24 protein-coding genes are annotated in these 21,775 nt (G+C 71.6%); 11 read left to right on the forward strand and 13 right to left on the reverse strand.

Annotated elements, in window-relative coordinates; genetic code table 11:
• The first annotated feature begins 50 nt into the window (after nt 1-50).
• Nucleotides 51-647, forward strand: coding sequence for a hypothetical protein (locus tag C6W10_RS20395; RefSeq protein ID WP_107259620.1), 597 nt, complete (start codon nt 51-53; stop codon nt 645-647).
• A gap of 90 nt (nt 648-737) precedes the next feature.
• Here the strand turns inward: C6W10_RS20395 and C6W10_RS20400 are convergent, their stop codons facing one another.
• The 3 genes from C6W10_RS20400 to C6W10_RS20410 are packed head-to-tail and all read right to left on the reverse strand — an operon-like array spanning nt 738 to nt 2,697.
• The gene (locus C6W10_RS20400) at nt 738-1,799 is read right to left on the reverse strand and encodes a YihY/virulence factor BrkB family protein (RefSeq protein ID WP_107259622.1); all 1,062 of its coding nucleotides are present in this window, start codon (nt 1,797-1,799) and stop codon (nt 738-740) included.
• A gap of 56 nt (nt 1,800-1,855) precedes the next feature.
• The gene (locus C6W10_RS39495) at nt 1,856-2,281 is read right to left on the reverse strand and encodes a DUF3618 domain-containing protein (protein WP_107259624.1); all 426 of its coding nucleotides are present in this window, start codon (nt 2,279-2,281) and stop codon (nt 1,856-1,858) included.
• Nucleotides 2,278-2,697 carry a phage holin family protein gene (locus C6W10_RS20410; protein ID WP_107259626.1) on the reverse strand — a complete coding sequence of 140 codons (420 nt, stop codon included), beginning with the start codon at nt 2,695-2,697 and terminating at the stop codon, nt 2,278-2,280. The genes C6W10_RS39495 and C6W10_RS20410 overlap by 4 nt, the downstream gene beginning before the upstream one ends.
• Nucleotides 2,698-2,852: 155 nt before the next feature.
• Here C6W10_RS20410 and C6W10_RS20415 point away from each other — a divergent pair, with 155 nt between their 5' ends.
• The 5 genes from C6W10_RS20415 to C6W10_RS20435 all read left to right on the forward strand — a co-directional run bounded on the left by C6W10_RS20415 (nt 2,853) and on the right by C6W10_RS20435 (nt 7,844).
• Nucleotides 2,853-4,178, forward strand: coding sequence for an MFS transporter (locus tag C6W10_RS20415; protein ID WP_369931115.1), 1,326 nt, complete (start codon nt 2,853-2,855; stop codon nt 4,176-4,178).
• Between the two features lie 109 nt (nt 4,179-4,287).
• Nucleotides 4,288-4,926: a sigma-70 family RNA polymerase sigma factor gene (locus C6W10_RS20420; protein ID WP_234359251.1), complete on the forward strand. Its 639-nt coding sequence runs from the start codon at nt 4,288-4,290 to the stop codon at nt 4,924-4,926.
• Nucleotides 4,910-6,004, forward strand: coding sequence for a hypothetical protein (locus tag C6W10_RS20425; protein ID WP_107259628.1), 1,095 nt, complete (start codon nt 4,910-4,912; stop codon nt 6,002-6,004). The genes C6W10_RS20420 and C6W10_RS20425 overlap by 17 nt, the downstream gene beginning before the upstream one ends.
• On the forward strand, nt 6,001-6,999 hold the full coding sequence (locus tag C6W10_RS20430) for an ABC transporter ATP-binding protein (RefSeq protein ID WP_107264126.1): 999 nt from the start codon (nt 6,001-6,003) through the stop codon (nt 6,997-6,999). The genes C6W10_RS20425 and C6W10_RS20430 overlap by 4 nt, the downstream gene beginning before the upstream one ends.
• Nucleotides 6,996-7,844, forward strand: a complete 849-nt coding sequence (locus C6W10_RS20435; protein ID WP_107259630.1) for an ABC transporter permease — start codon at nt 6,996-6,998, stop codon at nt 7,842-7,844. Before C6W10_RS20430 ends, C6W10_RS20435 begins: the two co-directional genes overlap by 4 nt.
• Before the next feature lie 9 nt (nt 7,845-7,853).
• On the opposite strand, the gene C6W10_RS20440 is transcribed toward C6W10_RS20435, so the two are convergent.
• Both C6W10_RS20440 and C6W10_RS20445 read right to left on the reverse strand, forming a co-directional pair.
• Nucleotides 7,854-8,150 (reverse strand): hypothetical protein, encoded by a 297-nt coding sequence (locus C6W10_RS20440; RefSeq protein WP_107259632.1) that lies wholly within the window; start codon nt 8,148-8,150, stop codon nt 7,854-7,856.
• Nucleotides 8,151-8,232: 82 nt separating this feature from the next.
• Nucleotides 8,233-8,421: a hypothetical protein gene (locus tag C6W10_RS20445; RefSeq protein WP_107259634.1), complete on the reverse strand. Its 189-nt coding sequence runs from the start codon at nt 8,419-8,421 to the stop codon at nt 8,233-8,235.
• 306 nt (nt 8,422-8,727) lie between these two features.
• Between C6W10_RS20445 and ctaD the strand changes: the two genes are divergently transcribed.
• Complete coding sequence (gene ctaD / locus C6W10_RS20450) at nt 8,728-10,707, forward strand: cytochrome c oxidase subunit I (RefSeq protein ID WP_234361930.1); 1,980 nt, start codon at nt 8,728-8,730, stop codon at nt 10,705-10,707.
• Between the two features lie 181 nt (nt 10,708-10,888).
• On the opposite strand, the gene C6W10_RS20455 is transcribed toward ctaD, so the two are convergent.
• The 3 genes from C6W10_RS20455 to C6W10_RS20465 all read right to left on the reverse strand — a co-directional run bounded on the left by C6W10_RS20455 (nt 10,889) and on the right by C6W10_RS20465 (nt 13,013).
• On the reverse strand, nt 10,889-12,049 hold the full coding sequence (locus C6W10_RS20455) for a SigB/SigF/SigG family RNA polymerase sigma factor (protein WP_234361353.1): 1,161 nt from the start codon (nt 12,047-12,049) through the stop codon (nt 10,889-10,891).
• A 105-nt stretch (nt 12,050-12,154) separates the two neighbouring features.
• Nucleotides 12,155-12,625 carry an STAS domain-containing protein gene (locus C6W10_RS20460; RefSeq protein ID WP_159104677.1) on the reverse strand — a complete coding sequence of 157 codons (471 nt, stop codon included), beginning with the start codon at nt 12,623-12,625 and terminating at the stop codon, nt 12,155-12,157.
• On the reverse strand, nt 12,618-13,013 hold the full coding sequence (locus tag C6W10_RS20465; RefSeq protein ID WP_159104678.1) for an STAS domain-containing protein: 396 nt from the start codon (nt 13,011-13,013) through the stop codon (nt 12,618-12,620). Before C6W10_RS20465 ends, C6W10_RS20460 begins: the two co-directional genes overlap by 8 nt.
• A 270-nt stretch (nt 13,014-13,283) precedes the next feature.
• Between C6W10_RS20465 and C6W10_RS20470 the strand changes: the two genes are divergently transcribed.
• A complete protein-coding gene (locus tag C6W10_RS20470; protein WP_234361354.1) occupies nt 13,284-14,024 on the forward strand; it encodes an ATP-binding protein in 741 nt (246 codons plus the stop codon).
• Between the two features lie 22 nt (nt 14,025-14,046).
• On the opposite strand, the gene C6W10_RS20475 is transcribed toward C6W10_RS20470, so the two are convergent.
• Complete coding sequence (locus tag C6W10_RS20475; RefSeq protein WP_107259644.1) at nt 14,047-15,888, reverse strand: CheR family methyltransferase; 1,842 nt, start codon at nt 15,886-15,888, stop codon at nt 14,047-14,049.
• A gap of 180 nt (nt 15,889-16,068) precedes the next feature.
• Between C6W10_RS20475 and C6W10_RS20480 the strand changes: the two genes are divergently transcribed.
• Nucleotides 16,069-17,079: a chemotaxis protein CheB gene (locus tag C6W10_RS20480; protein ID WP_107264128.1), complete on the forward strand. Its 1,011-nt coding sequence runs from the start codon at nt 16,069-16,071 to the stop codon at nt 17,077-17,079.
• 71 nt (nt 17,080-17,150) lie between these two features.
• Here C6W10_RS20480 and C6W10_RS20485 read toward each other — a convergent pair whose 3' ends face one another.
• Nucleotides 17,151-17,795, reverse strand: a complete 645-nt coding sequence (locus C6W10_RS20485; RefSeq protein ID WP_107259646.1) for a chemotaxis protein CheB — start codon at nt 17,793-17,795, stop codon at nt 17,151-17,153.
• Nucleotides 17,796-17,878: 83 nt separating this feature from the next.
• Here C6W10_RS20485 and C6W10_RS20490 point away from each other — a divergent pair, with 83 nt between their 5' ends.
• Nucleotides 17,879-18,616 (forward strand): Crp/Fnr family transcriptional regulator, encoded by a 738-nt coding sequence (locus tag C6W10_RS20490; RefSeq protein ID WP_159104679.1) that lies wholly within the window; start codon nt 17,879-17,881, stop codon nt 18,614-18,616.
• Between the two features lie 108 nt (nt 18,617-18,724).
• Here C6W10_RS20490 and C6W10_RS20495 read toward each other — a convergent pair whose 3' ends face one another.
• The 3 genes from C6W10_RS20495 to C6W10_RS20505 are packed head-to-tail and all read right to left on the reverse strand — an operon-like array spanning nt 18,725 to nt 21,024.
• Nucleotides 18,725-19,174 carry a DUF4383 domain-containing protein gene (locus C6W10_RS20495; protein ID WP_107259650.1) on the reverse strand — a complete coding sequence of 150 codons (450 nt, stop codon included), beginning with the start codon at nt 19,172-19,174 and terminating at the stop codon, nt 18,725-18,727.
• A gap of 22 nt (nt 19,175-19,196) precedes the next feature.
• Nucleotides 19,197-19,814, reverse strand: a complete 618-nt coding sequence (locus C6W10_RS20500; protein WP_107259652.1) for a hemerythrin domain-containing protein — start codon at nt 19,812-19,814, stop codon at nt 19,197-19,199.
• Complete coding sequence (locus C6W10_RS20505) at nt 19,807-21,024, reverse strand: hypothetical protein (RefSeq protein ID WP_199853192.1); 1,218 nt, start codon at nt 21,022-21,024, stop codon at nt 19,807-19,809. Before C6W10_RS20505 ends, C6W10_RS20500 begins: the two co-directional genes overlap by 8 nt.
• Before the next feature lie 272 nt (nt 21,025-21,296).
• Here C6W10_RS20505 and C6W10_RS20510 point away from each other — a divergent pair, with 272 nt between their 5' ends.
• On the forward strand, nt 21,297-21,743 hold the full coding sequence (locus C6W10_RS20510) for a DUF4383 domain-containing protein (protein WP_107259656.1): 447 nt from the start codon (nt 21,297-21,299) through the stop codon (nt 21,741-21,743).
• Nucleotides 21,744-21,775 lie beyond the last annotated feature (32 nt).

The raw sequence follows: 21,775 nt of genomic DNA on the forward strand, positions 1-21,775 counted from the left end.
GAGGCCGGCGCTGTCCACCTCCCCGCCCCGACCCGGGAAGGAACGGCCAGGTGGGCAGGGTCCACGCCAGCGCGGCGATCGGAGCACGACGACTCGTCCTGCTCCTCGCACCCCTGCCCGGGCTGCTGCTCGCCAGCACCGCCCCGGCCGGCGCCCACCTCGACGTGCGCACCGTCGTGCACCACGACGGGCGGGGCAGCGTGTGGGTCGACGTCACCTGGTCGGACGGGCATCCGGTCACCACCCCGGTGGTGGCCACGATCAACGCCCAGGCCGACGGCGGAGCGCGGATCGGTCCGGTACCGCTACGCGCCATCGACACCCGGACCCCGTCCGTCATCCGCTACGAGGGCACCCTCTCCGCCGGAGAGTGGACCACCACCGTGGACGTCGCGGCGCCCGGCATCGGGTACTGCCAGGCCCGGCTGACCGTGCCGCCGCCCACCGCCACCGGGCCGGGCGAAGCTCGCTCGGTCAGCTGCGGTGGTACGCCCCGGGCGGCCCCGCCCCGGCCGGACCCGGACCGGCCGGCCGAGCAGAACCGCTACCTCGCCCTCTTCGCGGCCGCCAGCGCCCTGCTGCTCGCCGGCTACCTCGGCTACCGCCGACGGCGCCCGAACCGGCACCGACCCCGCCGTCGACGGTGAAGGTGCCGGCCGGCTCCGGTCCGGGCCGCCTCCGCCCGCCCGGACCGGCCGCTGCGCTGCGCCGGCCGGTCCGCTCCGGTGCCGGGCCGGTCAGCTCAGGCCCCGGTCCTTGCCTTCCTTGATCTTCCTGGTGTCGCGGAGTTCGACGAACGGCTCCTCGTCCTCCGGGTGCCCGCCGGCGATGGCGCGGCCCCGGTGCAGTTCCGCGTCGAACTCGGCGCCGAGCAGCACCGCCAGATTCGAGATCCAGAGCCAGACGAAGAAGATGACGACACCGCCCAGCGTGCCGTAGGTCTGGTTGTAGGTGCCGAAGTTCGCCACGTAGAAGGCGAAGCCGCCCGAGGCGATGATCCAGATGAGCACGGCCAGCAGACCGCCGGGAGTGATCCATCGGAAGCCGCCCTGCCGGGCGTTGGGCGCCGCCCAGTAGAGGATGGCGAACATCAGGCTGACCAGTACCAGCAGCACCGGCCACTTCGCGATGTTCCAGACGGTGATCAGTGTCGAGCCCGCGCCGATCGCGTCACCGACCCACTCGGCGAGCCGGCCGGTGAAGACGACCATCAGGGCGCTGACCGCCAGCAGCGTCCCGACCACGATGGTGACCGCGACCCGGATCGGCAGGGTCTTCCAGATCGGACGACCCTCGGGCACGTCGTAGATGGCGTTGGAGGCGCGCATGAACGCCCCGATGTACCCGGACGCGGACCAGAGCGCGACGGCCAGACCGACGGCGGCGAAGAGTCCGGCCGTACCCTGTGCCTCGGTGAGGTTCCGGGCACCGGTCTTCAGGATCTCGCCGACCGGGCCGGGCGCGATCTTACCCATGTCGTCGATCAGCGGCTGGAGCACCGAGTCGCCGATCAGGCCGAGCACCGAGACCAGGACCAGCAGGCCCGGGAAGATCGACAGTACGGCGTAGTAGGTGAGCGCGGCGGCCCAGTCGGTCAGACTGTCGTCGCCGAACTCGCGCACGGTACGTCGCAGTACGCCCCACCAGCCCCGTAGACCGAGCTTCGTCGGCTGGTCCGGGGCGTCACCGGCGCCGTGCGTACCCGCCTGCGGCGCCGACGGGCGTCGACTCCCGGGTACCGTCCCGCCGTCGGCGACCCGGTCGTCGCGGTACGCGTGGTCCGTGCTCTTCTCCACCATCGCGGAGCCTGCCTCTCAGGTTGGGTCGACCCGGTCCCATCGACTCCGTCGGGTGGTTACCGCGCCCGCCAACGCCGCGACCGGGCACCGTGCCCGATCGTGCCGCGCCGGCGCAGCAGCACCACCGTCAGCACCGCGGCGGCGAGCCCGAACAGCACGCCGACGTACGGCGCCGGCCGCTGCCGGGCCCTGGTGGCGGCCCGCCGGCCGACCTCCCCGGCCCGGACCACCGCCACCTGCGCGGTCTCCGCCGCCAGGTCCCTGACCTGTCCGGCCTGGTCCTTGACCTCGGCGACCTTCTCCTTGGCGCGCGTCTTGACGTCCGCCCGCTCCGCCAGATGCTGCACGGTGTCGCCCAGCTCCGCCCGGGTCCGGGCGATGTCGGCCCGGATCGCCTCCGGACCCGCCGACTGCGGCGCACCCGTCCCGCCGACGGTGGCGGTACCGGGATCCGCGCCTGCCTTACCGGTACTCGTGCTCATCGGTGTGCCCTCTCCTTCACCTCGTCGATGTCGGCCTTCACGCTGCGTACCGCCTCCTCCGGGACCGGTGGACCGGCCTGCCGCACGTGCCTGCGGCCGACGAGGGCCAGCCCGGCGGCGACGGCGAAGAGCAGCACGGAGACGATCAACGCGGCCAGCCAGCCCGGCATCGCCTCGGCCAGGCCGAGGATGACGCTGGCCAGCAGCGCCGCGATCCCGTACAGGGCGACCAGCCCGCCGCCGCCGAACAGGCCGGCGCCGACGCCCGCCCTCTTGCCCTTCTCGGTCATCTCCGCCCTGGCCAGCGCCAGCTCGCTCCGAACCAGGTGCGAGATCTGCTCGGCGGCTTGGCGGACCAGTTCGGCGGTCGGCGCCTGGTCCGGGTCGGCCGCGCTGCTACGGGTGACGTCGCTCATCTCGTCCGCTCCTTCCTCTGACCGACGGATATGCCCCGCCGCGCTCCGACTCAAAACGCCACGTCGCGGTACCGATGGCCCGGCCCGTCGAGACGGTGCCGGGTCCGGGGTAATCCGGTCGACACCGCCCCGCCGCTGGTGCACCATCACGCTTCGTGAAACGCCTGCTCCGCCGGATGGCGCTCGACGTCACGCCGTTACGGACGTCGCGGGACTACCGGCTGCTCTTCGCGGCGAGCGGTGTCTCGGGGTTCGGGTCGTTCATCACGTACGTGACCATCCCCTTCCAGGTGTACGCGCTGACCGACGATCCGCTGCTCGTCGGCCTCCTCGGCGTCTGCGAACTCGTACCCCTGCTGGTGATGGCCTTCGTCGGCGGCGCCCTGGCCGACTACCTCGACCGCCGGGCGCTGGTGCTGGGCGCGGAGGTCGCGTTCACCGCGCTCTGCGGCGTGCTCCTGGTCAACTCGCTCTTCGACCGGCCGCACCTCTGGCTGCTCTACGTGATCGCCGGGCTCACCGCCGCGATCGACGGCATCCAGCGACCGGCGCTGGAGGGACTGACCCCGCGCGTCGTCACGCTGGACGAGATTCCGGCCGCGAGCGCGCTCAACTCGCTGCGGATGCAGATCGCCCAACTCGGCGGGCCCGCCGTCGCCGGCCTGCTGATCGCGTCGGTCGAGATGCCCTGGGTGTACGCGGTCGACCTCGGTACGTTCGTGTTCTCCCTGGTCTGCCTCTACCTGGTCAGGGCCGTACCACCGCCGCCGGCCGCCGAGCGACCGTCGCTGCGCTCGGTGGCGACCGGCCTGCGCTACGCGCGTAGCCGCCCCGAACTGCTCGGTACCTACCTCGTGGACATCAACGCGATGTTCTTCGGGATGCCGCAGGCGCTCTACCCCTTCATGGCGGGCAAGCTCGGCGGCCCCGCCGTACTCGGCCTGCTCTACGCGGCACCCGCCGTCGGGTCGCTGCTCGCGACGGTCACCTCCGGCTGGACCGGGCGGGTGCACCGGCACGGGCTGATGGTCGTGATCGCCGCCGGGCTGTGGGGGGTGGGGATCATCGGCTTCGGTCTCACCGACTGGCTCTGGTTGGCGCTCGTCTTCCTCGCCTTCGCCGGTGCCGCCGACATGGTCTCGGGAATCTTCCGGATGACCATCTGGAACCAGACCGTCCCCGACCATCTGCGTGGCCGGCTGGCCGGCATCGAGATGCTCTCGTACGCCACCGGGCCGCTGCTCGGCCAGCTCCGCTCCGGCGTCGCCGCCCGGTTCGTGGGCATCGGCGGGTCGATCGTCTCCGGCGGTGTGCTCTGTGTCGTCGGCACGCTGGCGCTGGCGGCGGCCCTGCCGGCGTTCCTGCGCTACGACGGCCGGGACGGGCTGGCCAGGAAGCGGGCCGCCGACGAGGAGTGGGCGGCCCGGGCGGCGTCCCCGGCCGCAGCGGACCCGGCCCCGATCCCCATCCACCCGGCGTAGCCCGTCCAACCCGCACAACCCCCAGGGGCCGCGTCCGGGCGGGGTGGGCGCTGCGCGGCGCGTTCCGGCGGCGGTGTCACATCCGGGCCGTCGGCGGTGCTCATCAGGTGTGGAGGAAGATGTGGAGTTCGTCGGGCGGGGTGCGACGGTGCTGGCCTCGGTCGTCGCCACGGTGCCGCCCATCGGCGGCCGGGCGGCCGGGCGAGCCGGACGGAAGGATGCCGTGGCCTTGTCGACGCCGCTGGGACGAAAGAGCGTCCGTGCCGACCTCGAGCAGGTCTTCCGCGCCACCTATCCCCGGGTGGTGGCGGTCGCCGCCCGGGTGCTCGGCTCCCGGGACCAGGCCGAGGACGTCGCGCAGGAGGTCTTCCTGAGCTTCGGCCGCTGCACGGTGCCGGCGGGCGAGGCGGTGGGGTGGTTGTGCGTGGCCGCGGCGCACACCGCGCTGAACCATCTCCGAACCGGGCGGCGCCGCGCCTCCCGCGAGGAGGCCGTCGGCGTCGGTGATGTCGCCAGCCCGGACGTCGCCGACATGGTCGTGACGCGCGACGAGCGCCGCCGGGTGCGGGCGGCGCTGGCCCGGCTGCCCCGCAGGCAGGCCGTGGCCCTGGTACTGCGGCACAGCGGCCTGAGCTACGCCGAGGTGGCCGCCGCCCTCGACCTCTCCCCCGGCAGCGTGGGCACCGTCGTGCGCCGCGCCGAGTCCGCCCTACGCAAGGAGTTGAACCGTCATGCGTCATCCGACTGACGGCATGCTGCGCCGGCTTCTGGACGAGCCTGGCGGCGTCGCCGACACCGACCGCGAGCATGTCGCGGACTGCCCGCGGTGCCGGTCCAGACTGGCGGCCACCCGCCGGGACGCCGCGCTCGCCGCAACGGCGCTCGCTGTCGACGTCGACGTCGACAGCGATGTCGAGCACGGCTGGCAGCGCCTCTCCCGTGCGGTCGCCGCAGACCGGCCCCGACAGGTTGCCGTGACCGCCCGCGCCCCCCGGTGGCGTACGGCACTGCGCAGCCCGCTCTTCGCCGGTGTCGCCGCCGTCGCGCTGCTGACCGGGGCCACCACCGCCGCCGCCGCGAACTGGCTGCCGATCTTCCGTACCGAGCGGATCGCCCCGATCACGATCAGCCAGGCCGATCTGCTGCGGCTGCCCGACCTCTCCGCGTACGGCGAGGCGACGGTGACCAGGATCGCCGACGTACGCCCGGTCGCCGACGCCGACGCGGCGGAGAGGGCCACCGGCCTCACCGCGCCACGGGTGGCGAAGCTGCCCCGGGGCGTGACCGGAGAGCCGGTGTTCCACGTCGGTGACCAGGTGAGCGCCACCTTCACCTTCTCGGCGGAGAAGGCGGCGCGGACCGCCGCGGCCGTCGGCGAACCGCTGCCCCCGCCGCCACCGGGGCTCGACGGCAGCCCGTTCAGGATGACCGCCGGTCCGGGCATCGCCGCGGTCTGGTCGCAGGCCCACGGCGGGCCGTCCATGATCGTCGGCCGTGCGGTCGCACCGACCGTCTACTCCTCGGGCGTACCCTTCTCCACCGCCCGCGACTATCTGCTCTCGCTGCCCGGCCTGCCCGAGGACGTGGCGTCCCAACTGCGCCGCTTCACCGACAACGGGACGACCCTGCCCCTGATCGTGAAGACCGGTCAGGAGCGGAGCTTCCCCGCCGAAGTCGACGGGGCACCGGCCACGGTCCTCACCACCAGGGACGGCACGCTCGCCGCCGTCTTCTGGGTCCGGGACGGCGTCCTCAACGCGGTGACCGGCTCGCTGAGCACCGACGAGGTGCTGTCGGTGGCCCGTGGGGCGAGGTGGCACCGGTGACGGCCGATCCCGGCACCCGGCGGGGCGAGGCACCCTCCCCGGAATCCGCCGACCGGCTCCTCGCCGAGCTGCCCCCGTCGCCGGCCGTGTGGTGCTCGGGGCTGCGCAAGCGGTACCGGCGCCGGACCGCGGTCGACGACGTCTCCCTCACCGTCGGCCGGGGCGAGGTGGTCGGGCTGCTCGGACCGAACGGTGCCGGCAAGACCTCCGTGATCAAGATGCTGCTCGGTCTGGTCCGGCCCGACGCCGGCGAGGTGCTGCTGCTCGGGCGCCCCGGGCGGGACCCGCACTCCCGGGCCCGGGTCGGCTACCTGCCGGAACTCTTCCGGTACCAGCCGTGGCTCTCCGCCGCCGAGGTGCTGGCCCTGCACGTCCGGCTCGCCGGCGTCGCGGTGCCGGCCGCCCAGCAGCAGGAGTGTCTGGCCCAGGTCGGCCTCGCCGACCGCGCCGCAGACCGGGTCGGCGGCTTCTCCAAGGGCATGCAGCAGCGCCTCGGGCTGGCCGTCGCGCTGGTGGCCCGCCCGGAACTCGTCGTCCTCGACGAGCCGACCAGCGCACTCGACCCCGTCGGCCGGGCCGACGTGCGGGACCTGCTGCTCTCGCTCAAGGCCCGTGGGATCGCCGTCCTGCTCAACTCGCACCTCATCGGCGAGGTCGAGCGGGTCTGTGACCGGGTGGTCATCCTCGACAGGGGCCGGGTCGCCGCATCGGGAACCCTCGCGGAGCTGCTCGGCCAGCGTGAGCTGCGGCTCCGCCTCGACGGGGTGAACGCGCAGGCGGAGGCCCGGCTCGCCGCCGCCGGCCCGCTCGCCCGGAGCGGAGACACCTTCACCGTCACCCTCCCCGCCGAGCAGGACGGCGTCGGCGTACCCGACCTGGTGGCCGACCTGGTCCGGCTCGGGGTACGGGTACACGCCGTCGAGCCGGGGCGGATCAGCCTTGAGGAGCGGCTGCTCGACATCCTGCGTACCGGCCCCAGCGAGGAGCACCGATGACCACCCGTACCGTGTTCACCGTCGCCACGCTCACCGTCCGGGAGGCCGCACGCCGACGGGTGCTGCTGGCGCTCGTCGCGCTGACGGTCGTACTGCTGGGGGTCAGCGCCTTCGGATTCTCCCGGATCGACGCCACCTTCGGCGGTCTCACCAGCGGGGAGGCCCGGCTGGCGGCGGCCATGGTGCTCAACCTGGTGATGTTCGGGCTGAGCCTGACCGCCGCGCTCGGTACGGCGTTCCTCGCCGGCCCCACCCTGGCCGGTGAGACCGAGACCGGGATCGCCCTGGCGGTCCTGGCCCGACCGGTACGCCGCTCGACGGTGCTGCTCGGCAAGTGGCTGGGGCTGGTCACCTTCGGCAGCGGTTTCGTGGCCGTGGCCGGACTCGCCCAGCTGCTCATCGTCCGCACCACCACCGGCTACTGGCCGCCGCGACCGGTCACCGGCCTGGCGCTGCTCGCCGCGCAGGCGGCGGTGCTGCTCACCCTCGGCCTGCTGCTCTCCACCGCCGTCTCCCCGATGGCGTCCGGTGTCGTCGCGGTCGGCCTCTTCGGCGCCACCTGGATCGGCGGCGTGGTCGGGGCGTTCGGCGAGGCGCTCGGCAACGAGAGCGTGGCCCGGATCGGCACCGTCTCCCGGATGCTGCTGCCGACCGACGGGCTGTGGCGTGGTGCCATGAACGCCTTCCAGGACCCGACCCTGCTGGTCCAGTTCCAGGAGGCGTTCAAGGGGCACCCCTTCCTGAGCGAGGCGGCGCTCACCCCCACCTATCTCGGCTGGACCGGCCTCTGGGTCCTGCTCGCCCTCGGACTGGCGGCGGTCTCCTTCCAGCGTCGGGACCTGTGAGCACCCCGGTCAGGGGCGCGGTGAGTTGCGGGTCCACGGCCGGCGGTCCCGCCGGCCGCCGGTCGCCGCGACGCAGCGCGGGCAGACATGCCGTACCTGGTCGCTGTCGGTCAGCACGTCCGTCGAGGCGTACTCGAAGTTGACGTGCGGGAAACGCCGCAGCGCGGAACGGCTCAGTGCCAGCCCGCAGACCGTCTGGTTCTGCCCCGGCCGCCACGCGTGCACCTCGCCGCCCGGCTGGCGTACGCCGTCGTCGTCCCGCCACTCACCGGACGCCGCCACCATCGCCGGCGCTGTCCTGGTCATCTCGGTCCCGTCGGGTCGGGCGGCCGGTGCCGTGGGTGGAGCCGCACCGACGGGGCCGGCGCGCTGCCGCTCACCGGCCGGATCACCCGGCCGAGTTCCGTTCGTCGCTCTTGGCCTCCGCGTAGCCCTCCATCCGGGAGTCCTCCTCGTGCCCCTCCGGGTGGCCCGGCGGCCGTTCGCTGGCACGCTTCTCGGTCGGCGTCTCCGGTATGCCGCTGCTTTCCTCCGCCGCACCACGCTCGCCGCCCTGTCGCTTCGCACCCTCGGTCATCTCAACCCCTCCGTTCGAGGCGCTCCGGCCCGCTGTCGGCCAGCTCCGCGTCGTGGTCGCCGTCTCCTGCGAAGGGTGCGCTACCCCCATCCGGGACAGCCAAACGACGGGTGGACCTCCAACCTCGACACGGCGCGGCGTCGGCGGCGATGGCGGCCGGTCCTCCGGCCGGCGACACGCCCACCGCTGGCCGTCGTTTTGCGGCAGCAGACGGTGCGCCCGACGGGCACGTTTCGCGGGGGGAATCCGGGGTAGCGGCCCGGCTTCGGGAGCCGGCGAGCGGACGGAGTGGCTGTGAGCGAGACGATACCGGAGCGGCGACGCGCGACACCGCGGGTGGTGCTGGTTCCGCAGCAGTCCGGCTATCCGGGGCCGGTCCGTCGTACCCGCCGGGGCAGCACGCTCACCGCGCTGCTCCGGACGACGGACGCCAAGCAGATCGGCCTGATGTATCTCGTCACCTCGTTCGGCTTCTTCCTGGTCGGCGGGGTGATGGCGCTGTTGATGCGGGCCGAGCTGGGCCGGCCGGGGATGCAGTTCCTCTCGCCGGAGCAGTACAACCAGCTCTTCACCATGCACGGCACGATCATGATGCTGCTCTTCGCCACCCCGCTGGTGTTCGGCTTCGCCAACTACCTCGTGCCGTTGCAGATCGGCGCTCCGGACGTCGCGTTCCCCCGGCTGAACGCCCTGGCGTACTGGCTCTACCTCTTCGGGGCGCTGCTGGTGGTCGGCGGCCTGTTCACCCCGGGCGGGGCGCCGGACTTCGGTTGGACCGCGTACACCCCGCTGAGCCGGTACGAGCACAGCCCGGGTGTCGGCGGAGACCTGTGGATCGTCGGCCTGGTGGTCACCGGGCTCGGTACGATCCTCGGCTCGGTCAACCTGATCACCACCATCCTGACCCTGCGCGCACCAGGGATGACCATGTTCCGGATGCCGATCCTCACCTGGAACATGCTGCTCACCTCGGTACTGGCGATCCTGGTCTTCCCGCTCTTCGCCGCGGCCCTGCTCGGCCTGCTCGCGGACCGCAAGCTCGGCGCGCACGTCTATTCCGCCGAGACCAGTGGACCGCTGCTGTGGCAGCACCTCTTCTGGTTCTTCGGCCACCCCGAGGTCTACATCGTGGCGCTGCCGTTCTTCGGCATCATCACCGAGATCATCCCGGTCTTCGCCCGTAAGCCGATCTTCGGCTACAAGGGACTCGTCGCGGCGACGCTGGCGATCACCGGGTTGTCGATGAGCGTCTGGGCGCACCACATGTTCGGCACCGGCCAGGTGCTCCTGCCGTTCTTCTCGATCCTCAGTTTCCTGATCGCCGTGCCGACCGGGGTCAAGTTCTTCAACTGGATCGGCACGATGTGGAAGGGACAGCTCACCTTCGAGACGCCGATGCTCTTCGCCATGGGCTTCCTGGCCACCTTCCTCTTCGGCGGACTCTCCGGGGTGCTGCTGGCCAGCCCGCCGATCGACTTCCACACCCACGACACCTACTTCGTGGTGGCGCACTTCCACTACGTACTCTTCGGCACCATCGTCTTCGCCGCCTTCGGCGGGGTGTACTTCTGGTTTCCCAAGATGACCGGCCGGATGCTCGACGAGCGCCTCGGGAAAATCCACTTCTGGACGATGTTCGTCGGCTTCCACACCACGTTCCTGGTGCACCACTGGCTCGGCAACGAGGGGATGCCCCGCCGGTACGCCGACTACCTGCCGACCGACGGCTTCACCACGCTGAACACGATCTCCACCATCGGGTCGTTCGTCCTCGGCGCGTCGACGCTCTTCCTGCTCTACAACGTCTGGAAGTCCTGGCGCTTCGGCCGGGTCGTCGAGGTCGACGACCCGTGGGGGTTCGGCAACTCGCTGGAGTGGGCGACCAGTTGCCCCCCGCCGCTGCGCAACTTCGACCGGCTGCCCCGGATCCGCTCCGAGCGGCCCGCCTTCGACGTCAAGTACGGTCCGCTCGTCGCCGACCTGGGCCGGGACCTGCCGCAACGGTCCACGAAGCCGCCGCAGGAACTGGACGAGGTGCTCGGGCCCGACTCCGGCCCGGACCGGTCCGACCGGCCCGCGCCGGGCGGGGCCCGAGGTGCGCGCGGGGCCGAGGAGCACCGGCCGGACCCGCACTCCGGTGCCCGCCCGGTCGAGGTGCCGGAACCCTCCGAGGTACGCCGCCCCGAGCATGCGGAGGCGGAACCGGACGACGATCTCGGCGGCGCCGACCGGGGTGGCGCGGAGAACGACCGGTGGCGGACCGGCGGCGACGCCGGGCCGGGCTGAGGTCGGACCCTCGACCCCGCCCGCGCCGCGAGCCCGAGGCCGGGCCCGCGGCGCGGCGCCGCCCCCGGCCCGGCAACCGGTCACGACTCCGACCGGCCGGACCCGCGACCGGCTCCCGCCGGGTGCGGCGGGGGCGGCGGGGGCGGCGGGGGCGGCACCAACGTCCAGGAAGCCGGCGGCGTCAGTCCCGCATCAGCGGTGCCAGACCGGAGAGCCGGAGCACGCGGGCGACGAGCGGCGGAGAGCCGAGTATCCGGTACGTCCAACCGGCGGCGCGGCTGGCCTCGTATCCGGCCAGGAGTGCGGCCACCCCGGCGGCGTCGATCAGCGGTACCCGGCTGAGGTCGACCTCCAGCCGACGCGCGGCGACCCGGCCGACCGACTCCAGCAGGGTGTGCCGGAGTTGACCGGCGGTGTCGTGGTCGACCTCACCCTCGACCCGGAGCCGCAGGACGCCGTCCCGGAGCTGTCCACGGAGCCGCAACGCCGGCGGCCACCCACCCGGCTGGTAGCCGCGCCACGCGGGCGGCTCGTCGGTGAGCATCGCCACGCGCAGCCAGGAGAGTGTCTGGGTCAACAACCGGGACACGTGCATCTGGGAGATCCCGTACCGCTGCGCGATCTCCGACTGTGTCTTGTTCCCGTAGAAGCGCAGGGTGAGAATCTGGCGCTCGCGCGGCGGCAACTGCGCCAGCAGCCGTTGCAGGGTGACCCGCTCGTCGACGGTTTCCAGTTGGGCGTCCGGCTTGCCCATCTGGTCGGCCAGGGTGACGCTGCTGTCGTCGCGGCCGCGCAGGGGTGCGTCATAGGAGGCGGGACGATACCCGAGCGAGGACTGCCGGGCCTGCCGGACGTCGACGACCGAGGCACCCATCTCCCGGGCCAGTTCCGCCTCGCTCGGCTCGCGGGCCAGCCGCTGCCGCAGGGTGGCCGCGCACTGCCGGACCTCCTGGGACAGCTCCTGTAGCTGGCGGGGGACGTGCACCCCCCAGGTGCGGTCCCGGAAGTGCCGCTTCAGCTCCCCCAGCACGGTGGCGGCGAGGTAGGCGCTGAAGGAGCCACGGCCCGGGTCGAACCGGGCGATCGCCAGCATCAGCCCGAGGCTGCCGGACTGTTGCAGGTCCTCCACCGGCTCGCCCCGCTCCCGGTACCTCCTGGCGAGGACGTGCACGAACGGCAGCGCCAGGCGGGCCAGTTCCTCGGCCTCGGCGGCCCGTTGCGACGGTGACAGGTGTCCGGCACGCTCGGCGTAGCGCAGGGCCGCCGCGTCCAGCATCGCCCGGTACGCGTCGTTGTGGTCCATCACACGGGTCTCCGACGCGGCGGATGGCTTCGCTGCCATTCTCGAACTCCTCCGGGCCACGGCTTCGCAGATCGTGACGGCCGGTGGCCGACCACGGTCTGCCTTTACCCCTGCCCCACGCGGCCGAATCAGCAGAATTGGATCTCAGAACGGCGGCGGGGCGTAGCCACGATCCGGCCGTTCCGGAGCCCGGCGTTCGGGGAGCCCGAGCAGGCTCGTCACCCCGGTGAGCTCGAACACCCGAAGGATGAAGGGCCGGGGATTGACCACGTACATCCGGCAGCCGAGCCGCTCGGCGTCGGCGCATCCGAACAGGAGGGTCCTGATCCCGGACGAGTCGCAGAATCTCAGTTGGGACAGGTCGACGGCGACGCTGGCGAACCCGTGCCGCAACACCTGGTCGAGCGTCCGGCGCAGCAGGTCGACGGTGTCCATGTCGAGGTCACCGGCGAGTCGTACGGTGAGTGCCCCGGCCGTGCCCGGATCCAGCGCCACCGTCAGCGGCGGTCCCTGGCCGAGCAGCGGGTGGGTGTGCGGTGAATCCCTCCGGGTCTCCGCCCCGCCCGTCGCGGTGACCTGCCCGGCGGCCGATGGGGCGGCTCTCCGCTCAGCCACGGTGCTCGCCACCACTGCTGGGGACGGCATGGCCGGCCACGCACCGCGTCACGTCGGGACGGTCCGCACCTGGCACGCACGACCGCGATTCCAGCCCGAAACCGGGGTGGACGCCGGTGAGGGTGAGGACGTGCTCGACCGTCCGGGAGATGTCACGGAGGACCAGCTCACCGCCGGTGCCGGTGACGATGGTCCGGGCCCGCAGCAGGGCGCTGACGCCGTGCGCGGAGAAGAACGTCACCGCCGACAGGTCGAGGACGAGCCGCAGCGGCCGGCCGCCGGCCAGCCGCTCGACGACCGTGACGAGGCCGTCGGCGTTGCTCATGTCGACCTCACCCCGCGCCCCGAGCACGATCGTCGTGCCCTCGGGGTCCAACGTGAGTGACATTATCGGGGCACCGATGATCCGAGCTGTCGCGGAACTGGTTGCCCCCTGTTCAATCGGCATGACGCCTCCGGGGGTGATCGGCAGGAGCCGCCCGCTCAGGTAGTGTCGGGCGTCGTGGCGAACGGTCCGGGCGCACGTCTTGACCCACTGGCCACGTTACCCCGTTCGGGATGATTCGGCTCTATGGGAGGGGCCGCGACATCGTCCGGCTGCAAAAGCCCGAAGAGCTGGCGGGTGTGCCCGGCGGGCGTCGCTGGGAATAATCGACGGATGGACAGTATGGTCCAGTGCGAGACCCAACTGGTCGGCACCCGGGTGGTCGCCCGGTTTGTCGGCCACCTCACGGTGGCATCGGCCCCGTCGGTACGACTCAACCTGCTCAAGTGTCTGGCGGACCAGCCGGACGCGCTGGTGGTCGACCTCGCCGCGCTGACCGTCGCGCAGCCGACGGCGCTCACCGTGTTCACCGCCGTCGCCCGGCAGGCCGCCGTCTGGCCCGGCACCCCGGTTCTGCTCTGCGCTCCGGACACGACGACCTCGGCCCTGCTGAGCAGCGGGTCGTACGGGCGGATGGCGGTCTTCGACTCGATCGACCGGGCGCTGTCCACCGACGCGGGGCCGCTGCTGCCCTCGGTCAGGGAGATGCTCCTGCCGGTCTCCAGCGCGGCACGGCGGGCTCGGGACGTGGTCACCGACGCGTGCACCCGGTGGCACCTGGCGGATCCGGTGGGCCCGGCCTGCCTCGTCGCGACCGAGTTGGTCAGCAACGCGGTGACCCACGCCCAGACCCTGATCGACCTGCGCGTCTCGCTACGCCGTTACCTGATGATCGCGGTACAGGACGGCAGTGTGGCCGAGCCGAGGTTGTCCGTGGCCGCGCCGTCGACCCTGGGGACCGGGCGAGGGCTGCTGCTGGTCGACAGGGTGGCCCGGCGATGGGGCAGCGTTCCGGTCGAGGGCGGCAAGGTGGTGTGGGCCGCACTGGACATCGGCTCGCCGCCTCCCGAGTGATCGGGCCGGCACGTCGGCACGGCTACGGTTCGTCGATCTCCATCACCAGGATCGCCCCGGTGGTGCCGTGCTGCTGGTTCGGCATCGGGGTGCCGGAGACCCGTACCTCGACCGGCCGCCCGCGCCGGTTGACCGCACTGACGGTCATCTGTTCGGTGTCGACCTCGCCGGTGAGGACCTTGCGGACGAGCGGGCGGAGCAGGCCGGTCGGCAGGCCGATGTCGAGGTTGAGGAAGTGTTCGCCCAGCACCTCGGCCTCGCGCAGCCCCCAGAAGTCCTCGGCGCGCCGGTTCCAGGACCGCACCCGCATCGCCTCGTCGATCACGACGACGCCGGCCCGAAGGCTGGTCAGGATCGCCCCCAGGAAGGCGTTCGCCTCGTGCAGCTCGGCGGTGCGGTCCCGCAGTTCGTTGTTGATGCTCTGCAACTCGTCGTTCGTCGACTGGAGTTCCTCGTTCGTGGTCTCCAACTCCTCGTTGGTCGACTGGAGCTCCTCGTTCGTCGTCTCCAACTCCTCGACGCTGGACTGGAGTTCCTCGTTGGTGGTCTCCAACTCCTCGTTGGTGGACTGGAGTTCCTCGTGCGCCGCCTCCGACTGGCGGTTCGCGTGGTCGAGGTCACTGCGGAGTCGCCGCGAGACGGTGGTGTCCTGGAAGACCAGGGCCACCCCGAGCAGGCTGGCGTCGCTGTCCACCAGCGGGTTGACCTGGATCTCCAGGAAGAGCGGCTCCCGCGAACCGCGCCGGTACTCCACGTCCGCCACCTGCACGGGCCGGCGTTCGACCTGGGCCTGGTCGATGTAGCCCCGCAACTCGACCGGACGGTACGACAACTCGAGATCCCGGAACGGCCGGCCGATGTCCTTCGCCGAGATGCCGAGCATCTGCTCGGCCCGCCGGTTGGTCAGCGCCACCAGGCCGTCGCCGGTGACCACCACCTGGGCGACCGGGCAGGTCATGAAGGCCTCGTCACGGAGCCGGTCGAGTCCGCCGAGTTCTCCGCCCTGCGCCGGCGGGACCGGAGCGGTCGGTAGCGCCGGATTGCCCGGGGGCGCCAGGGACGTGTTCCGGAAGATCCGCCGCTTGAGGTCGATCGGTGTGAAGAGCCGACCGTGGCTGAGCAGCATCTCGGCCTTGCCGAGGAAGAGCACCCCGCCACCGGTCAGCGCGAAGTGAAAGCGGGAGAGGATCCGGGCCTGGGTCTCGGCGTTGAAGTACATCAGCACGTTCCGGCACACCAGCAGATCCACCCGGGAGATCGGCGCATCCTGGACCAGGTCGTTCCGGCCGAAGATGACCGAGCGGCGGAGGTCCTTGCGGAAGACGTACCGGCCCCCGCTGGCTTCGAAGTACCGCTCCACCAGGCCGGGCGGCACCGGGCTGAGCTGCCGCTCGGTGTACGACCCGAGCCTCGCCGTGGTCAACTCCTCCTCGTCCACATCGGTCGCGTAGATCTTCACCCGCTGCCTGAACCGCTCCGCCCCGACAATCTCGGCAACGATCATGGCCAGCGTGTACGCCTCCTCGCCCGAGGCGCAGCCCGCGCTCCAGATCCGGATCGGCGCGTCGGGCTCCTTCGCCTCAAGCAGCGCCGGCAACACCTGGTCGCGCAGGTCGGCCCAGGCGTCCGGGTCGCGGAAGAAGCCGGTCACGTTGATCAGGATGGTGTTGAACAGCCCGGTGAACTCGTCCGGATGCACCTGGAGGTGGTCCAGGTATTCCGCGTACCCCTGGACACCGACCTGGCTCATCCGGCGCCCGACCCGGCGCGTCAGGCTGGCCCGCTTGTAGCCGGTGAAGTCGAAGCCCCGAGACTCCTTCAGATACAGCAGCAACGCCTCGAGGTGTGGATCCGACTGCGTCACGGCTACTCCGGGGTAGAACTCTGGTCGTCGCGGCTACCGTACCGCTCGGCCGAGAGCCGAACGCCGGAGCATCGCCGGCAACGGCGGCGACCCGTCGATGGGGGTCAATTCCGGTAGTCGAGCCGGATCCCCGTGCCCCGGGCGGGTTTGTCGGGCACCGCCGACGGGCAGGTTCTGCGGATGGCACAGAGCCGGGCGGTCAACCGGGACCTCGTCGTCGTCGGCGCATCGGCCGGAGGTGTCGAGGCGCTTCGGGCGCTGGTCGCCGGCCTGCCGCCCGAACTGGCCGCCGCGGTCCTGGTCGTCCTGCACATGCCCGCGGGTGCGGAAAGCGCCCTACCGGTCATTCTCGGCCGGTGCAGTCCGCTGCCGACCGCCTTCGCCCGCGACGGCGAACCGATGTCGCCCGGGCGGCTGTACATCGCGGTTCCCGACCGGCACCTGCTGGTCAAGGACGGGCACCTGCTGCTCAGTCGCGCGCCCAAACAGAACCGGGCCCGCCCCGCTGTCGACGCGCTGTTCCGCAGTGCCGCCCGATGGTACGGACCCCGTACGGTCGGTGTCGTGCTCTCCGGCAGCCTCGACGACGGTGCCGCCGGACTGGCCGCGCTGCACGCCGCCGGGGGCATCTGCGTCGTACAGGATCCCGCCGACGCCGTCATCGAGAGCATGCCGAGGGCCGCCCTGGCCGTCGTACCGGAGGCCGTCGTCGGGCCGGCCGAGCGGCTGGGCGCGGCGATCGGCCAACTCGTCGCCGAGAGCGTCACCCGACCAGCCGAGCCGTCCCTCGACTCGGACCTCATCACGGAGACCGACATGGCCCAGAGCGAACGACGGGTCGTCGCCGGGGAGCAGCCCGGCCGAGCAGCGCCGGTGAGCTGCCCGGACTGTAGCGGCGGCATGCGGGCGGTCCAGACCGGCGCCGCGCTGCACTACGCCTGTCACGTCGGGCACATCTGGTCTCCGCAGACCCTGCTCGCCGCCCAGCAGGAGAAGATCGAGCAGGCACTCTGGACCGCGGTGAGCATGCTCGAGGAGCAGGCCAACATCCATCGGGCCCTGGCCGAGCGAGCCGGCGGGAGTCGGGCCGCGCTGACCCAGACGCACCAGCTCGCCGCGGCCGACGAGGTATGCCGGGCCGCCGAGGTCATCCGCAAGCACTTCCCGGAGTTCCTGCCGGAACTCCCCTGACCCGCCCGGGCGCCCGGCACGGCCGAGATCCTGCCCGCCGGTGCTGCCACCACCGGCCGGCCCGGCCGGCGTCAGGCGGCCAGGTTCGCCCAGGGCGAAGGGGGGACCCGGAGAAGTTCAGCCGCGCCGGGCGCCATGGTCAGCGCGATCAGAGCGTGGCCGATCCGGTGCAACGGCATCACCAGGTCGACACAGCCGGTCGCCAGGGCCGCCAACGGCATCCCGGGAGCCGCGGCCGTCGACGGATCCTGCACGATCGTGCGCCCGCCATGACACTTCAGCACCCGGACCCCGCTCGCGCCGTCGTCGAGCCGACCGGTGAGCACGACAGAGATCGCCCGCGCTCCGTACCGGACCGCGACGCTGGCGATCAGGGGATCCGCGAGCCGGAAGTCGTCCCGGTGCCGCAGGCGGATCCGGCCGGCCGGATCGACGGCTCCGGTGTGCCGGGCCGGCAGAACACCGATGCCGGGAGTGTCGACCCGGTCACCATCCTCGACCAACCGGGCCGGCAGCTGACACCGCTGACGCAGCGTGGCGGCGAACTGCCCGTCGATGGCGGGCGTCCGATGCTGGATGAGCAGGATCGGCGCCGGAAAGTCGGCCGGCAGCTCCGGCAACAGCTGGCTCAGCGCGCTGGGCCCGCCCAGAGACGCGGCGACGACCACCACGTCGAACGGCCTCCGGCGCTCGCGCCTGGGTACGCCAGCAGACATAGGACGAGTGTATGCGCCTATGTACGGCACCTGGCATAAGGGTATCTGCGCTGGGTAGTCGACCACGGACGGAGGTGGGTCGCATGGCGGAACAGATCGAACCGAGTGGCGCCGTGGCACGAACCGACCGGCAGCGCAACTTCATCCTGGCCACCATTCCTGACCCCGAGTACGCCCAACTGCACGACGCGTTGACACCCGTCGAGCTGACGTCGAGGGACCCGATCTACTCCACCGGCGGCGCGATCCACGACGTCTACTTTCCGGTCACCGCCGTACTCTCCATGATCGCGGAGGTGGACGGCGAACCGGCGGTCGAGGTGGCCACCATCGGCCGGGAGGGGATGTCCGGCCTGCCGGTCTTCCTCGGGGTGGGGGCCAGCCCGAACACCGTGTTCGCGCAGGTACCCGGTCGGGCTCTGCGTCTGCCGGTCGAGCGCCTGCGCGACGTCCTGAGCCGCGACGGTCACCTCCATCGGCAGCTGCACCGCTACATCCAGGCCACCCTGGTGCAGCTGGCGCAGAACGTCGCCTGCAACCGGATGCACAACAGCGAGCAACGGGCCGCCCGCTGGCTGATGATGACCGCCGACCGGGTCGACGCCGAGCGGTTTCCGCTCACCCAGGAATTCCTGGCCCAGATGCTCGGGGTGCGCCGGGCCACCGTGTCACTGACCGCCGGAGCGTTACAGGAGGCGGGGCTGATCAGCTACAGCCGGGGCGTCATCACCATCCGGGACCGGGCCGGACTGGAGGCGACCAGTTGTGAGTGCTACCGGGTCGTCCGGGAGGAGTTCGACCAGCTCATGCGGCAGACCTGACCCGATCTCGCGCCCCGGCCGCGCAGGGGACGCGAACGCGGCCGGCCCTCGGGGGCCGGCCGCGCCGATCATCCGTCCCACCGGTCGGCGTCGCGGGCCGCAGGGCGGTCAGCGGCGGTTCCCGGTCGCCAGGCCGAGCCCGATCATCCCGATCCCGAGACCGAGGTGCAGCCAGTCGTCGGCTCCGTTGAGCGGGACGACGTTGGCCGGGCTGTCGTGGCTGATCACCAGGCCGTACAGCCAGAGCACCAGGTAGACGGCGCCACCGGCGATGAGGTACAGCCGGGCCCGCTCGGCCGTACGGGCCATCGCCAGGCCGACGACACCGAACAGCAGGTGCACGATGTTGTGCAGCACCGACACCTGGAAGAGGCCGAGCAGCCGGGCGTCGGACTCGTGTCCGGCGAACGTCATGCTGTCGTAGTTCGTCGTCACACCGGGGATGAAGCCGGCGATCCCGACCAGCAGGAACGCGACGCCGACCACCAGCGCCACCCTGCGGACCGGGGCGACGGCCTCGGTCGGGCCGGCGACGTCCGCCGTGGATCTGCCTACCATGTCGCACCTGCCATGTCGACGGTCAGTCCTGGCCGTCCGCGGCCCGCCGGAGCGAGTCGCGGACCCGGTCCAGGACGGCCAGCGGCAGCCCCAGCGCGGCGTTGGCGGTGGCCGACTCGGCCCCCGGATGCGGCCGTGTCGGTGCCACCGCCTCCGCCGCCTGGAGCGCGGTGGCCAGCCGGCGCAGCCGGGTCGCCGGGACGTGCTGACGCAGGAGCGGGAACTCGTACCGTTCCTCGTGGCGCGCGTGCTGGAGCACCGCCTCCCGCAGCAGCAGCACGCCCTCGTCGAAGCCGTCCGCCTGCACGCCGCCGTCGACAAGTTCCTTGAGCATCTCCTTGGCCTGGCGTTCCTCCGCCAGCCGGTCATCGACCAGCTCGTCGCCGCCACCGCCGGGCAGCGTCCGGGCCAGCGGATGGACCACCTCCTCCTCGGCCGTCTCGTGTACGGCGAGCAGCAGGACCAGGTCGTCGAAGGCGTCCCGCCGCGTCTCGCCGTCACTCCCGGTCACCAGGAGGAACAGCTCCTCGATCCGCGCGTGCTGGGCGAGCAGCAGGTCGACGACGTCCGGTTCGGGGCCGGGGGTGGCGGGAGCCGAGCCGGCGGTGGTGGCGGTGGCGGCGCCGTTGTCGTCAGGCACGGCGGGACCCCTCCTGGGCGCGAAGGGACTCGACCGGGTGCGGGCCCTCGGTCTCGATCCGGTACTCGTCGCCGAACTTCTCCCGGTGCAGGTCGATGACCTCCTCACTCGGCGGCTTCTGGCCGTCGTGGAGTTGCTGCTGCATCCACTCGAACCGTTCGTGCGCCTCCCGTACGTAGCCCTCGCCGAGCTTGTTCAGGTCGATCTGGGTGGCCAGGAGGTGGCGCAGGTAGTCCTTGTTCGGCTCGAAGGTGAGCGGCTCCGGGACCCCGGTGCTGCCGACGATCTCCTCCGGCTCCCGGCCGTCGTGCACCCGCAGCAGGTTCGCCGCCTGTTGCAGGTGGGCCAGCTCCATCTGGAGGTGGAGTTCCCAGATCGCCTTGATCCGCGGGTCGCTCTCCTGCTCCATGAACGAGTAGTACAGCCAGCACTCGTTGTACTCGTGGGTGAGCAGTCGCTCCCACCAGTTCTCCCCCGCGTCGAGCAGCGACTCGTAGTGGGTGACGTGTTCCTGCTCGATCAGGCTGATCTCCTGGTAGAGCTGCCGGGCGATCGGCTCCATGTACTGCGGCCCGACGTTCATGTAGTAGATCATCACCTGCTGCTCGGCCGAGAGGATCGTCAGCGCGTTCAGCTTCGACCGGGGGTCGACGGTGTCCTTGTCGTACGGCGTCCGCACCTCGTCGAAGGGGTGCCGGTGCTCCGCCACGGTCGGCCGGCCCGGCATCACCTCGGTGAGCCCGTCGACGATCTTCTCCGCCTTGCGCCGCTCGACCATCTCGTACAGGTTGGCGTAGCGGTAGAGGTGGTCGAAGTCCTCCAGGACCCCGAACTCGTACGCCTGCTTCAGGTAGGGGTCCGGCTCGTGCCGGGCCACCCAGGCGGTGAGGTCGACCGCGACCTGCTCGTATCCGAGTGTCGTCTCCAGCACACTGGCCACCCCGGGCAGCAGCCAGTTCACCACCCGCTGCTGCTGGTTCTCGACGTACCGCACGTAGGCGAGCTGGCGCCGGACCTCCGGGTCGGGGCAGTTGCGGGCGAAGTTGTGCTGGAACATGATCGCCTCGACCTCGATGCCGTTCATCGTGATGATGCGGCAGCGGGTGTACGGGTCGACCGCCTCCGGGTCGATCGGTTCGACGTTCAGCTCACGCCAGTTGCGAATTTGCCTGTCCAGTGGCAGGCCCTGGTGCTCCAAGGGATTGAACACGATTTCTCCTCCAGCGGTCGAGTGCGCACCCCCTACCCTGGCGACCTGCCGATAAACGCGACATCAAAGCTTTTTGCGGTCGAGGGATGCGGATCCCGGCAAGCACGGCCATATCAGCGCGCGAGCGCAGCACGATCCACTGTGCCGTGACATTTTTTCGGCCCGGCGGGAGTGGACGGTGATGATCGTCCAAGTCTCCGATCAGCGGCGGCGGGTTTGGGGGACCTCCAGCCGGAGAATATGCAGCCACCTATTTCAATGGAGGTGGCATCATGGCCAGCAGATCCGAGCCGATCGGCCGGACGGTGAACGAGACCGCCCTCGTTCGCAGGGTCGCGGTCGCCGTCAGCGCGGTCTTCCTGCTCGTCGGGGTCCTGGGCTTCATCCCCGGCGTGACGACCAACTACGACAGTATGACCTTCGCCGGGCACGAGTCCGACGCCCATCTGCTCGGTGTCTTCGAGGTCTCGGTGCTGCACAACATCGTGCACCTCCTCTTCGGTGTCGTCGGCCTGGCGATGGCCCGTACCGTCGAGCGGGCCCGGCTGTACCTCATCGGCGGTGGCGCCGTCTACCTGGTCCTCTGGCTGTACGGCCTGGTCATCGGGCATGACAGCGCCGCCAACTTCGTCCCGCTCAACGGTGCGGACAACTGGCTGCACTTCTTCCTCGGGGTGGGGATGATTGCTCTCGGGCTCCTCACCACCAGGAAGCGCTGACGCGATCGATGCTGGCCGGTCGGGTGGGTCAC

The organism is Plantactinospora sp. BB1 (assembly GCF_003030385.1).
GTDB lineage: Bacteria > Actinomycetota > Actinomycetes > Mycobacteriales > Micromonosporaceae > Plantactinospora.

What these genes read in the sequence shown, in the direction of transcription:
- C6W10_RS20400 (WP_107259622.1), bottom strand. Translation starts at nt 1,799, where the DNA reads ATGGTGGAGAAGAGCACGGACCACGCGTACCGCGACGACCGGGTCGCC.
- C6W10_RS39495 (WP_107259624.1), bottom strand. Translation starts at nt 2,281, where the DNA reads ATGAGCACGAGTACCGGTAAGGCAGGCGCGGATCCCGGTACCGCCACC.
- C6W10_RS20410 (WP_107259626.1), bottom strand. Translation starts at nt 2,697, where the DNA reads ATGAGCGACGTCACCCGTAGCAGCGCGGCCGACCCGGACCAGGCGCCG.
- C6W10_RS20425 (WP_107259628.1), top strand. Translation starts at nt 4,910, where the DNA reads ATGCGTCATCCGACTGACGGCATGCTGCGCCGGCTTCTGGACGAGCCT.
- C6W10_RS20435 (WP_107259630.1), top strand. Translation starts at nt 6,996, where the DNA reads ATGACCACCCGTACCGTGTTCACCGTCGCCACGCTCACCGTCCGGGAG.
- C6W10_RS20440 (WP_107259632.1), bottom strand. Translation starts at nt 8,150, where the DNA reads ATGACCAGGACAGCGCCGGCGATGGTGGCGGCGTCCGGTGAGTGGCGG.
- C6W10_RS20445 (WP_107259634.1), bottom strand. Translation starts at nt 8,421, where the DNA reads ATGACCGAGGGTGCGAAGCGACAGGGCGGCGAGCGTGGTGCGGCGGAG.
- C6W10_RS20455 (WP_234361353.1), bottom strand. Translation starts at nt 12,049, where the DNA reads ATGGCAGCGAAGCCATCCGCCGCGTCGGAGACCCGTGTGATGGACCAC.
- C6W10_RS20465 (WP_159104678.1), bottom strand. Translation starts at nt 13,013, where the DNA reads ATGTCACTCACGTTGGACCCCGAGGGCACGACGATCGTGCTCGGGGCG.
- C6W10_RS20470 (WP_234361354.1), top strand. Translation starts at nt 13,284, where the DNA reads ATGGACAGTATGGTCCAGTGCGAGACCCAACTGGTCGGCACCCGGGTG.
- C6W10_RS20480 (WP_107264128.1), top strand. Translation starts at nt 16,069, where the DNA reads ATGGCACAGAGCCGGGCGGTCAACCGGGACCTCGTCGTCGTCGGCGCA.
- C6W10_RS20485 (WP_107259646.1), bottom strand. Translation starts at nt 17,795, where the DNA reads ATGTCTGCTGGCGTACCCAGGCGCGAGCGCCGGAGGCCGTTCGACGTG.
- C6W10_RS20490 (WP_159104679.1), top strand. Translation starts at nt 17,879, where the DNA reads ATGGCGGAACAGATCGAACCGAGTGGCGCCGTGGCACGAACCGACCGG.
- C6W10_RS20495 (WP_107259650.1), bottom strand. Translation starts at nt 19,174, where the DNA reads ATGGTAGGCAGATCCACGGCGGACGTCGCCGGCCCGACCGAGGCCGTC.
- C6W10_RS20510 (WP_107259656.1), top strand. Translation starts at nt 21,297, where the DNA reads ATGGCCAGCAGATCCGAGCCGATCGGCCGGACGGTGAACGAGACCGCC.